The 10,811-nt window shown below is 62.6% G+C and carries 14 protein-coding genes; 3 read left to right on the forward strand and 11 right to left on the reverse strand.

Annotated elements, in window-relative coordinates:
- Positions 1 to 31: 31 nt before the first annotated feature.
- The 7 genes from EOC06_RS23615 to EOC06_RS23645 form a co-directional block, all read right to left on the reverse strand.
- Positions 32 to 334, reverse strand: coding sequence for a hypothetical protein (locus EOC06_RS23615; protein WP_127270978.1), 303 nt, complete (start codon positions 332 to 334; stop codon positions 32 to 34).
- Between the two features lie 93 nt (positions 335 to 427).
- Complete coding sequence (locus EOC06_RS23620) at positions 428 to 967, reverse strand: MerR family transcriptional regulator (protein ID WP_127270980.1); 540 nt, start codon at positions 965 to 967, stop codon at positions 428 to 430.
- A 125-nt stretch (positions 968 to 1,092) separates the two neighbouring features.
- On the reverse strand, positions 1,093 to 1,416 hold the full coding sequence (locus EOC06_RS23625; protein WP_013532231.1) for an integration host factor subunit alpha: 324 nt from the start codon (positions 1,414 to 1,416) through the stop codon (positions 1,093 to 1,095).
- A 103-nt stretch (positions 1,417 to 1,519) separates the two neighbouring features.
- Positions 1,520 to 2,491, reverse strand: coding sequence for a beta-ketoacyl-ACP synthase III (locus EOC06_RS23630; protein WP_127382002.1), 972 nt, complete (start codon positions 2,489 to 2,491; stop codon positions 1,520 to 1,522).
- Positions 2,492 to 2,500: 9 nt separating this feature from the next.
- Entirely contained in the window at positions 2,501 to 3,571 is a 1,071-nt protein-coding gene (gene plsX, locus EOC06_RS23635; protein WP_128308920.1) for a phosphate acyltransferase PlsX, read from the reverse strand.
- A gap of 113 nt (positions 3,572 to 3,684) precedes the next feature.
- On the reverse strand, positions 3,685 to 4,233 hold the full coding sequence (locus EOC06_RS23640) for a DUF177 domain-containing protein (protein WP_027162417.1): 549 nt from the start codon (positions 4,231 to 4,233) through the stop codon (positions 3,685 to 3,687).
- Positions 4,230 to 4,778: a ubiquinol-cytochrome C chaperone family protein gene (locus tag EOC06_RS23645; RefSeq protein ID WP_128308921.1), complete on the reverse strand. Its 549-nt coding sequence runs from the start codon at positions 4,776 to 4,778 to the stop codon at positions 4,230 to 4,232. Before EOC06_RS23645 ends, EOC06_RS23640 begins: the two co-directional genes overlap by 4 nt.
- A gap of 113 nt (positions 4,779 to 4,891) precedes the next feature.
- On the opposite strand from EOC06_RS23645, the gene EOC06_RS23650 reads away from it, so the two are divergent.
- Positions 4,892 to 5,404 carry an outer membrane protein assembly factor BamE gene (locus tag EOC06_RS23650; protein WP_127267855.1) on the forward strand — a complete coding sequence of 171 codons (513 nt, stop codon included), beginning with the start codon at positions 4,892 to 4,894 and terminating at the stop codon, positions 5,402 to 5,404.
- Between the two features lie 279 nt (positions 5,405 to 5,683).
- Here EOC06_RS23650 and EOC06_RS23655 read toward each other — a convergent pair whose 3' ends face one another.
- Entirely contained in the window at positions 5,684 to 7,825 is a 2,142-nt protein-coding gene (locus EOC06_RS23655) for a sodium-translocating pyrophosphatase (protein ID WP_127267856.1), read from the reverse strand.
- Between the two features lie 356 nt (positions 7,826 to 8,181).
- Here EOC06_RS23655 and EOC06_RS23660 point away from each other — a divergent pair, with 356 nt between their 5' ends.
- Both EOC06_RS23660 and EOC06_RS23665 read left to right on the forward strand, forming a co-directional pair.
- A complete protein-coding gene (locus EOC06_RS23660; protein ID WP_127329711.1) occupies positions 8,182 to 8,382 on the forward strand; it encodes a type II toxin-antitoxin system HicB family antitoxin in 201 nt (66 codons plus the stop codon).
- Positions 8,379 to 8,585 carry a type II toxin-antitoxin system HicA family toxin gene (locus EOC06_RS23665; protein WP_127396164.1) on the forward strand — a complete coding sequence of 69 codons (207 nt, stop codon included), beginning with the start codon at positions 8,379 to 8,381 and terminating at the stop codon, positions 8,583 to 8,585. Before EOC06_RS23660 ends, EOC06_RS23665 begins: the two co-directional genes overlap by 4 nt.
- Before the next feature lie 11 nt (positions 8,586 to 8,596).
- Here EOC06_RS23665 and EOC06_RS23670 read toward each other — a convergent pair whose 3' ends face one another.
- The 3 genes from EOC06_RS23670 to EOC06_RS23680 form a co-directional block, all read right to left on the reverse strand.
- Positions 8,597 to 9,346 (reverse strand): ABC transporter permease, encoded by a 750-nt coding sequence (locus EOC06_RS23670; protein WP_127329715.1) that lies wholly within the window; start codon positions 9,344 to 9,346, stop codon positions 8,597 to 8,599.
- On the reverse strand, positions 9,343 to 10,281 hold the full coding sequence (locus tag EOC06_RS23675; protein ID WP_127267858.1) for an ABC transporter ATP-binding protein: 939 nt from the start codon (positions 10,279 to 10,281) through the stop codon (positions 9,343 to 9,345). Before EOC06_RS23675 ends, EOC06_RS23670 begins: the two co-directional genes overlap by 4 nt.
- A partial coding sequence (locus EOC06_RS23680; protein WP_164898703.1) for an ABC transporter permease occupies positions 10,278 to 10,811 on the reverse strand: 534 nt, incomplete at its 5' end. The genes EOC06_RS23675 and EOC06_RS23680, both read right to left, overlap by 4 nt.

Below are 10,811 nucleotides of genomic sequence, written 5' to 3' on the forward strand. Positions count from 1 at the left end.
CTCTTATCCCTGGGATTTGGGTTTTTAGAATTCAGCGCCGGCTGAACAGCAGACTGGCGACAAGACCGAGCACCACAAGGCCCACTGCGGCGGCAGCCGCCGGATGGTCGCGGGCCGACCTCTCGATCACCCTGCCCTGTTTGCGGATTGCCGGCATGGCATCGCGCAGGCGGCCGGCAAGATCGGAATAGGTGTCGAGCGCGGCATCACGACCGTCCTCGTAATACGCGCCGCCTCGCCTTGCCACGGCCCTCTTCAAGCTGGCCAGTTCCTTGGTAAGAGCCGCGACCTGCCTGTCGAGATCGATGTCGGAGAGGGTCGAAAATGATGCCATTGGTATGTTTCCTTCACTTGCAGAAGGAAGCGTAACGCCTCACCGGAAGACGGGTTCCGGCTTTCGAACTGTCGATGTCGCGTCGGGCCGCGGTCAGCGCACCTGGTCAAGCAGGCGCTTGCATTCCAGGAGGTCGAACAGCGCCTCCTGCAGCAAGGCCCTGTTGTCGCGCGAGAGTTTCGACGCATCCGGCTGCACCGGACCCTCCTCGTCGCTCTTGCCCAGGCCGAAAAAGCGGCGGCTGGGTTTGACGCGGGGCTGGCCAACCAGTTCGTCGTCCATGCCGCGCGGCTGAGCCGCAGGCGTCAGCGGCACCTGATCGGCCTGCTTTCGCTGCGAGATCGCCTCTACGGCGGCCATGTCGCCATTGCCGATGGCGACCAGGAAATGGTTGCCATTCTCGCGCAACAGCTTCTGCACGCCCTTGATGGTGTAGCCCTGGTCGTAGAGCATGTGGCGGATGCCCTTGATCAGCTCGACATCCTGCGGCCGGTAGTAACGACGGCCGCCGCCGCGCTTCATCGGCTTGATCTGGTTGAAACGCGTTTCCCAGAAGCGCAGCACATGCTGCGGCAGATCGAGATCTTCGGCGACCTCGCTGATGGTACGAAAGGCGTCGGGGCTCTTGTCCATGGGCGAATCCTCACGCTGGACGATGATCCGGCCTACCTGCCGAATCGGGGCTTATTTCAGCGGTTTATGAAGCAATATTCAAGCCCGGCGTCATGGCGGCGACGGTTTTCAACCGCGCAGTAGGACTACTTGCCACTTTTGGCCTTGCCGCTCTGATGGGAGCGCAAGATACGGCTCTTCAGCACATTCGAGGACTTGAAGGTCATCACCCGACGCGGCAGGATCGGCACTTCCTCGCCGGTCTTGGGATTGCGGCCGATGCGTTCGTTCTTGGAGCGGACGTGGAATGTCGCGAAGGACGACAGCTTCACCGTTTCGCCGCGCACGATGGCTTCGCAGATTTCATCCAGCACCGCTTCGACGAGTTCGGCCGATTCAGTGCGCGACAGGCCGACCTTCCGGTAAACTGCCTCGGCAAGGTCGGCGCGCGTAAGTGTCTTTCCCCCCATGCGACCGTCCCATCAGCTCAAAACATAAAATTCGGCACAACAACGGCAGAGCCTAAGTAATTGATCCGTCAAGGTCAAGGACCGAAACTGGACCGTTCGGCACTTACCAGCGAACCAGGACAGCGCCCCAGGTGAAGCCGCCACCCATCGCTTCCAGGAGGACGAGATCGCCCTTCTTGATGCGGCCGTCGGCGACGGCCACCGACAGCGCCAACGGCACGGAAGCAGCCGAGGTGTTACCGTGCAAATCGACCGTAACCACCACCTTTTGCTCAGCTATCCCGAGCTTCTTGGCGGAAGCGTCAATAATTCGTTTATTGGCCTGGTGGGGCACGAACCAGTCGAGATCATCGGCTGAGATACCCGCTTGCGCGAACGTCGCCTCGATGACGTCGGTGATCATGCCGACCGCATGCTTGAAGACTTCGCGGCCCTCCATCCGGAGGTGGCCGACCGTACCCGTGGTCGACGGCCCGCCGTCGACGAAAAGCTTGTCCTTGTGCGTGCCGTCGGAGCGCAGGCTGGCCGCCAGGACGCCATGGTCGGCGATCGTGCCCGTCCCCTCGCCCGCTTCCAGGATCATGGCACCGGCACCATCGCCGAACAGCACACAGGTCGAGCGGTCGCTCCAGTCGAGGATGCGCGAGAATGTTTCCGAACCGATCACCAGGACACGCTTGGCCAGGCCGCCGCGGATGTAGAGATCGGCGGTGGTCACGGCATAGACGAAGCCCGAACAGACCGCCTGCAGGTCGAAGGCAAAGCCGTGATGCATGCCGAGCCGGTTCTGGATCTCGACGGCAGTGGCCGGGAACGTGTTGTTGGGCGTCGAGGTCGCCAGCACGATCAGATCGATGTCGGCGGGCGTGAGGCCGGCATTGGCAAGTGCGGCACGTGCCGCTGCTTCCCCCAGCGAAGCCGTGGTCTCGTCGTCACCAGCGATATGGCGCTGGCGAATACCGGTACGCTGGGCGATCCACTCGTCGGAGGTCTCGACCATGCCTTCGAAATCGGCATTCTTCATGATTCGGCGGGGCAGCGCGGCGCCCGTGCCGCGCACGACTGATCTGATCAAAGTTCTTTCCTATTCCTTTGCGTCGGTGACGACGTCGGATTTCCTAGATGACAGGGTACGCGGGTTGCGCGCATGAAACAGATCCAGATCGGCCTCGATGCGGTCGAGGAGGTTGTTGCGGACCATGTCATAGCCGAGTTCGATCGCGGCGGCGAACCCGTCAGAATCAGCACCGCCATGGCTTTTGACGACGATGCCGCTCAACCCCAGGAAAACGCCGCCGTTGGAGCGGCCGACATCCATCTTTTCGCGCAGGCGATCGAAGGCGCCCTTGGCGAAGATATAGCCGATCCTGGCCATCAGAGTCCGGCTCATCGCCGCGCGCAGATAGCCACCGATCTGGCGCACCGTGCCTTCCGCCGTCTTCAGCGCGATGTTGCCGGCAAAGCCTTCGGTGACGACGACGTCGACCACGCCCTTGCCGATATCGTCACCCTCGACGAAACCGTGATAGTTCATCGAGGCCATGTTGGCTTCGCGCAGCATGCGCCCGGCCTCCTTGACCTCTTCCTGGCCCTTGATCTCCTCGACGCCGACATTGAGCAGGCCGACGCTGGGCCGGGCTATGCCGAAGACCGAGCGCGCCATGCCGGTGCCGAGAATGGCAAAATCAATGAGCTGTTGCGCATCGGCCCCAATGGTCGCGCCGACGTCCAGCACCACGCTTTCGCCGCGCAATGTCGGCCAAAGGGCTGCGATCGCCGGGCGATCGATGGTGGCCATGGTGCGCAGGCAAAATTTCGACATCGCCATCAGCGCGCCGGTGTTGCCGGCGGAAATGCAGGCGTCGGCCGTGCCGGCCTTGACCGCTTCGACGGCCTTCCACATCGATGACTTCCAGCGGCCGTGGCGCAGCGCCTGGCTCGGCTTGTCGTCCATCCTGACCGCAACTTCGCAATGGAAGAATTCGCTGATCTCGGCGAGCTTGGGAAATTTGGCAAGTTCGGGGCGCACGACTTCCTCACGCCCGAAGATGACGAAGCGGATGTCGGGACGACGGGTCGCGACCGTCATGAGCGCTGGTATGACCACGGCTGGTCCGTGATCGCCGCCCATGGCATCGATGGAAATCCTGATCACGCGGTATTTATCTCACGGTTAGGCGGCAGGTCGCTTGAGCGACCGCGAAGGTTCGGCGAAAATAACGGTTTTGGGCTGCCGCACAACCGACTTTTCCGTCGCGGGCGAGCTTTTCAGGATTTTCCCAGCAAGGATCGCAGTTTTTGCTGAAATTCATTCTCCGCCGGTTCGGTCTCGCTGCCGGCATTGAGCGATGCGCCCTGCTTACGCGGATAGGGGTCGATGGCGAGCCCGAAATACTGTTCGGCGAGTGCCCCGACATCGATCGTGTCACCGGAAAATGTCTCTGGACTGTCAGGGCCTTCCGCGTCGAGCAGGATCTCGCCGCCGCCATCGAAGCCCTGCCGTCCGAGCTTGGAATCCTCGGGCAGCAGCAGCGCTTCGACCGGTTCGTCGATATGCGCTTCGACAGGCTCGAGCGTGACGATGCAGGCCTGAGTGATGTCGGCCTCGACGCGGCCGCTGATCTTCACGCCATTGCGCTTCCACGACGCCACCAGAAGCTCGGCGCGATAGGATTCGACCGAAATCAGCCCGTGCTCCTCGGCCAGTGCCGCACGCTGTGCGGCATCGGCCTCGATAACCAGCGGCAGGCCCTTCTGCGGCAGGCGCGTAATGTTGGCGCGGAAGGAGACCGGGCTTTGCGGGTCAACATGCTTCATTGTTCAACCTCCTTGGCGGCGGGAAAGGTCAGCGTGCCGGAGACAATCGATTCGGATGTCTGCGCGGCCAGATGACTGCGCGCGTCGGTAACATAGTTGGCCAGCAGCGATGCTTCCGCCCAAGCGCCCGCGTCGGGCCGGACATTGCGGGCAAGAGCCGCGGTCAGCCCTTCATGGTCGTTTCTTTCCAGGGCATCGTCATAGGCAGCGGTTCGGCCATAAAACATCTTTGCCAACTTTTTCATGCGTTTGGGCACGCCAACGTCGCCAATGCCCAATTCCCGCAACGAATGGTCGACGTCGAGGAAGAACTCGTCGATCAGCACCTGGGCGACCTCCTGCGCCGCACCGCTCTCCCCGCGCAACCTGTGCTGGAACAGGAACATGTGCAGCGACAGCATCTCGAAACGGCCAAGCGGCGTATCTGGCACATTCCAGTGGGAATAAAACACAGTCTGCCGCGCCGCCGCCACGATTTGTGCGTAAAGCGCCTCGGTGATAGCGCGGTTGGCGTAGCGTTCGCGGCCAAAAAAGCGCTGGAACATTGGGGATGGTCTCCTGGGACCGTTTGTTGAAGTGGGCTTGTTGCATCGGCAAGCAAGCTGGTTTACCGGTTTCGCGGCCCAGCGCAAGTTGCGGCCAGCTAATGGAGTTGTTGTTGCGCGCGCTGAATTTCAAGTCGACCTTCTCGTCCAGGCCCGCCGGCGCGATCTCGCTGCTGATGATCGTTTCGGCACTGTCCGCCTGCCACACCTCCAAGATGATGGGCGATCTCAGCCCGAGCGAGACGCTGACGCAAGGTTACGTCATAGACCAGCAGGCAATCGACCTGGTGCCGGTCGGTTCGAGCCGCGAGCAGGTGCTTCTGGCGCTCGGCACGCCGTCGACGACCGCGACCTTCGACAACGAGGCATTCTATTACATTTCGCAGACGCGCAAGCGCTACGTCGCCTTCGACAAGCCACGGCTCATTGACCAGCATGTGCTGGCTGTCTATTTCGGCGCCGATGGCCGTGTCACCCAGATCGCCAATTACGGGAAGAAGGATGGCAAGATGTTCGACTTCATCTCGCGCACCACACCGACCGGCGGCAAGGACCAGAACTTCCTCAGCCAGGTCATCAACGGTGCCAGCAAGCTGGCGCCCGGCATTCCCGGCGGCGGCGTCTAATTCCCTTCGGCTTCCATTCCCCGAAGCCTCGTCATCTCAGGCGACCAAAAACCCGCGGGAGCGATCCTGCGGGTTTTTGTTATGGGTCACCAGTCAGGGCACGGCCACTGGCATGCTGCAGTGGCCACCACTGAAAACACGACGCTGGGTCCGGCATAAGGTGCCAGCGCACGCATTGCGAAGACCGGGCGAAAGCGAGCGCTGAAGGATCGTTTGGCTTTGCCTCAACAAAAACCCGCGGGATCGCTCCCGCGGGTTCATTTTCGAGTGAAGCCTTGATCAGCCGTGCGCGAGTACTGCCAGCAGCAAGAGCGCGACGATGTTGGTGATCTTGATCGCAGGGTTGACGGCGGGACCAGCGGTGTCCTTGTAGGGATCGCCGACCGTGTCGCCGGTCACCGAAGCCTTGTGCGCCTCGGAACCCTTGAGATGCTTGACGCCGTCCTTGTCGACAAAGCCGTCTTCGAAGGACTTCTTGGCGTTGTCCCAGGCACCGCCGCCAGAGGTCATCGAGATGGCGACGAACAGGCCATTGACGATGACGCCGAGCAACGAGGCACCCAGCGCTGCAAAGGCGGACGCCTTCGAGCCCGAGATCAACAGCACGCCGAAATAGACGACGAGCGGTGCCAGCACCGGCAGCAGCGACGGGATGATCATCTCGCGGATCGCCGCCTTGGTCAGAAGGTCGACCGCGCGTGCGTAGTTCGGCTTCGAGGTGCCGGCCATGATGCCCGGATCCTCGCGGAACTGCTTGCGCACTTCCTCAACGATGGCGCCCGCCGCGCGGCCGACGGCCGTCATGGCGATGCCGCCGAACAGATATGGGATCAAGCCGCCGAAGATCAGGCCGGCGACGACGTAGGGGTTGGAGAGATCGAAGGAGATCTCGCCCATGCCCTGGAAGTAGGGATATTTGTCGCCATTGGCGGCAAAGAACTTCAGGTCGTTCGAGTAGGCGGCAAACAGCACCAGTGCGCCGAGACCGGCCGAACCGATGGCGTAGCCCTTGGTCACCGCCTTGGTGGTGTTGCCGACCGCGTCGAGCGCGTCGGTGGACTGGCGCACTTCCTTGGGCAGGCCGGCCATTTCGGCAATGCCGCCGGCATTGTCGGTGACCGGGCCGAAGGCGTCGAGCGCAACGATCATGCCGGCAAGACCGAGCATCGTCGTGACCGCGATCGCCGTACCGAAGAGGCCGGCAAGCTGATAGGTCGAGATGATGCCGCCGACGATGACGATCGCCGGCAGCGCCGTCGATTCCAGCGAGACCGCAAGGCCCTGGATGACGTTGGTGCCGTGACCGGTGACCGACGCCTGAGCGATGGAGTTGACCGGGCGCTTGTTGGTGCCGGTGTAGTACTCGGTGATGACGACGATGAGACCGGTCACCACGAGGCCGATCAGGCCGCATATGAACAGGTTCTTGCCGGTGATGACCATGCCGGCGACTGTGCCGATCTCGCCCCAGCCGAGCGTCACCTGTGTGGCGACGCCGAGGCCGACGATGGACAGCAGGCCGGTGACGATCAGGCCCTTGTAGAGCGCGCCCATGATCGAGCCGTTGGAACCGAGCTTGACGAAGAAGGTGCCGACGATCGAGGTGAGGATGCAGGCGCCGCAGATGGCGAGCGGATAAAGCATGGCCGCACCCAGAACGGCGGTGCCGCCAAAGAAGATGGCAGCCAGAACCATGGTGGCGACGACGGTCACCGCATAGGTTTCGAACAGGTCAGCGGCCATGCCGGCGCAGTCGCCGACATTGTCGCCGACATTGTCGGCGATCGTGGCCGGGTTGCGCGGATCGTCTTCGGGAATACCGGCTTCGACCTTGCCGACGAGATCGCCGCCGACGTCGGCGCCCTTGGTGAAGATACCGCCGCCGAGACGGGCGAAGATCGAGATCAGCGATGCGCCGAAGCCGAGCGAGACCAGCGAGTCGATGACGATGCGGTCATTGGGCTGGAGGCCCATGAAGTGGGTCAGGATGAGGTAGTAGATCGACACGCCGAGCAAGGCCAGGCCAGCAACCAGCATGCCGGTGATGGCGCCCGATTTGAACGCGATATCGAGGCCGGCAGCAAGGCTGTTCGATGCGGCCTGCGCCGTACGAACGTTGGCGCGAACGGAGACATGCATGCCGATGAAGCCGGCGGCGCCCGAAAGCACTGCACCGATCAGGAAGCCGATCGCGGCGGTGATGGACAGCAGCCACCAGGCGAGCACGAGGACGACGACGCCAACGATGGCGATGGTGGTGTACTGACGCGCCAGATAGGCCTGTGCGCCCTCGCGGATAGCCGCGGAGATTTCCTGCATGCGTGCATTGCCTTGATCGGCCGCAAGGACCGAACGTGTCGCCCAGATGGCGTAAAGGATTGAAAGCAGGCCGCAGGCGATGACGGCGGAAATAATTGTCATTGCCGGATTTTCCTCGATTGATGGCCCAAAAGAACCCCTCCCTGGGCCGTTGAGACAAAGACCGGATTCCGCGCACGGAATCCGCCTCTTCGCATCGGTGTATGCGAAACAGGGCTGCGAACGTCAAGATATTGTTCGGTTTTTGCCCGGCTTTCGCCTAAATGGTTAGACGGCGGCGTGCTTGGCAATGATGTCGCCTGATTAGATCGATTGAAATGACGCTGCGGCACTGAGCTGTCAGCTCCTCCCACCCGATCCGCTAGCCACGTGGAGCGTGAACGCGTCCGCCGGCGCCTATGCTTCTTTGCAAAGACCTGTAGGGTAGCCTATCTTCAGGATGGAACCGGAGCTAGCCCATGAATTTCAAAGCTATTATCCACGAAGCCGACGAAGGCGGGTTCTGGGCAGAGGTGCCGGCAATTCCGGGCTGCGCGACCCAGGGCGAAACCATGGAAGAACTTGTCCAGAATTTGCGTGAAGCGATCGAAGGCTGCCTCTCAGTAGAGCCGCTGTCATTCACGTCGGAGCCTGGGCGGATCGTGGAAATCGCTGTTTGAAGTCCATTTCCGGCAAGGAATTTGCGCGTGCCGTCGAACGGCAAGGCTGGAAGCTTTTGCGCATCGCCGGAAGCCACCACATCTATGGCAAGCAGGGAAGCATTGTTCGGCTTTCAATCCCTATCCATGCCAATAAACCGCTCAAAACCGGACTTCTACGACATCTCCTAGCGCTGGCTGAAATGAACGAGCGCGATATCTGAGATACTGTCGACTATTCGGCCTCTCTGCCCATGCGGCGCGCCGTGTAGCGCTCGATCGCCGACAGACCGTCATAGATCAGCACGGCAAGCGCTGCCACGATCAGGCCGCCCTGCAGGATGAAGGCGAGATTGTTGGACAACAGCCCGGCGATGATCACTTCGCCCAGCGTTTTGGCTGCCACGGTCGAACCGATGGTCGCGGTGGCAAGACTGATCACCACCGACAGCCTGATGCCGCCGAGAATGATCGGGGCGCTGAGCGGCAGCTCGACCTTGGTGAGCCTTTGCCAACCGGTCATGCCGGCGCCGCGCGCCGCCTCGACGACATTGGCCGGCAGCGTCGTCAGGCCGGTCAGTGCATTCTCGAAAATCGGCAGCAGGCCATAGAGAAACAGGGCGATCAGTGTCGGCTTCTCGCCGAAGCCGACAGCCGGTACGGCAAGCGCCAGCACCGCCACCGGCGGAAAGGTCTGACCGATGTTGACGAGGCTGCGCGATAGCGGCAGGAATTCGGCGCCGGCCGGCCTGGTGACCAGGATGGCAAGCGCCACCGCAACGATGGTTGCCGCCACGGTGGCGATCAGAACCGTGCGTAAGTGCAGCAGGGTCAGCGTCAGCAGGCTGCCCTGGTTGTAGATCACCGGCGCGTTGTTTTCGGTCAGCGGCTTCAGCAGCGGCACGAACCACCCGGGATTGGTGACGAAGGCGACAAGCAGCACCACCAATGCTAGCCTGAGCAGCGATGGAAGCCAGGCCTTCATGCCGGCCTCGCCGCACGCTTCACCAGCCCTTCGACGGTCACGCGGCCAAGCGGCTTGCCGTCGGCGCCTTTGACCGGCAGCGCCGGCCGGCCCGACCACAACAATTCGGCCAGCGCGTCGCGCTGGCTCGCATCGCCGGGGATCGCCTCACCTTCGGCGGAGCCCTTCTCCACGGCATCGCGGACCCGGCCGAGCGACAGCAACCGGAACGGCCTTTCGCTGGCGCCAACCAGGGTCTCGACGAAGGCGCTTGCCGGCTTTGCCAGGATCTCGGCCGGCTTGGCGTATTGCACCAGCTTGCCGGCATCCATGACCGCGATCTTGTCGCCCATATGCACGGCCTCTTCCATGTCGTGGGTGACGAGGATGATGGTGGTGCCGAAGCGCTTCTGGATCGCCAGCAGATCTTCCTGCGCCTTGGTGCGGATGATCGGGTCGAGGGCGCCGAACGGTTCGTCCATCAACAGCACGTTGGGTTCGGCGGCGAGTGCGCGGGCAACACCGACGCGCTGCTGCTGGCCGCCGGACAGTTCGTGCGGGTAGCGAGGCCCGAAGGCTTCGGGATCGAGCTGATAGAGCGTCATCAGCTCGTCGACCCGGGCCTTGATACGGTCCTTGTCCCAGCCAAGCAGCACCGGCACGGTGGCAATGTTCTGTGCCACCGTGCGATGCGGAAACAGGCCGTGCCCCTGGATAGCGTAGCCGATGCTGCGGCGCAGCTCGTAGCCGGGCAGCGAACGATTGTCGGCGCCGTCGAGCTTGATGATGCCCGAGGTCGGCTCGACCAGCCGGTTGATCATGCGCAGCAGCGTCGTCTTGCCGGAACCGGACGTGCCGACAATGACGGCGATGGTGCGCGGCTCGATGACCATCGACACGTCATCGACCACGGTCGTCGCGTCATAGCGCTTGGTGATGCCTTCGATCTCGATCATGCCGTTTCAACCCTGCGCCTGGTGGCGGTCATTTCGATCACCGCATCGAGGATGATGGCGGCGGCAAAGGCGAGCGCGACCGTTGGCACCGCGCCGAGCAGCACAAGGTCCATCGCCGTCTGGCCCACACCCTGGAAGACGAACACGCCGAAACCGCCGCCGCCGATCAGCGCGGCAATGGTGGCGAGGCCGATGTTCTGCACCAAGACGATGCGGATGCCGGTGAGGATGACAGGAAAAGCCAGCGGAAACTCGACGCCGAACAGGCGCTGCCTGTCGGTCATGCCCATGCCGCGCGCGGCGTCGTTGGCGGCGCGCGGCACGCCGGCCAGACCGACCACGGTGTTGGCCACCACCGGCAGCAGCGAGTAAAGGAACAGCGCCACAAAAGCCGGTGCGGTGCCGATGCCGCGAATGCCGAGCGCGGCAGCTCCCGGCACATGCGTGGCAACCCAGCCGAGCGGCGCGATCAAAAGGCCGAACAGCGCGATCGAAGGAATGGTCTGGATGATATTGAGCACGTTGAGAAC

This window comes from Mesorhizobium sp. M7A.F.Ca.MR.362.00.0.0, assembly GCF_004023175.1.
Lineage (GTDB): Bacteria > Pseudomonadota > Alphaproteobacteria > Rhizobiales > Rhizobiaceae > Mesorhizobium.

Excerpts from the sequence above, each read along its gene's own strand:
- EOC06_RS23615 (WP_127270978.1), bottom strand. The coding sequence starts at position 334 with ATGGCATCATTTTCGACCCTCTCCGACATCGATCTCGACAGGCAGGTC.
- EOC06_RS23620 (WP_127270980.1), bottom strand. The coding sequence starts at position 967 with ATGGACAAGAGCCCCGACGCCTTTCGTACCATCAGCGAGGTCGCCGAA.
- EOC06_RS23625 (WP_013532231.1), bottom strand. The coding sequence starts at position 1,416 with ATGGGGGGAAAGACACTTACGCGCGCCGACCTTGCCGAGGCAGTTTAC.
- EOC06_RS23640 (WP_027162417.1), bottom strand. The coding sequence starts at position 4,233 with ATGAAGCATGTTGACCCGCAAAGCCCGGTCTCCTTCCGCGCCAACATT.
- EOC06_RS23645 (WP_128308921.1), bottom strand. The coding sequence starts at position 4,778 with ATGTTCCAGCGCTTTTTTGGCCGCGAACGCTACGCCAACCGCGCTATC.
- EOC06_RS23655 (WP_127267856.1), bottom strand. The coding sequence starts at position 7,825 with ATGACAATTATTTCCGCCGTCATCGCCTGCGGCCTGCTTTCAATCCTT.
- EOC06_RS23660 (WP_127329711.1), top strand. The coding sequence starts at position 8,182 with ATGAATTTCAAAGCTATTATCCACGAAGCCGACGAAGGCGGGTTCTGG.
- EOC06_RS23670 (WP_127329715.1), bottom strand. The coding sequence starts at position 9,346 with ATGAAGGCCTGGCTTCCATCGCTGCTCAGGCTAGCATTGGTGGTGCTG.
- EOC06_RS23675 (WP_127267858.1), bottom strand. The coding sequence starts at position 10,281 with ATGATCGAGATCGAAGGCATCACCAAGCGCTATGACGCGACGACCGTG.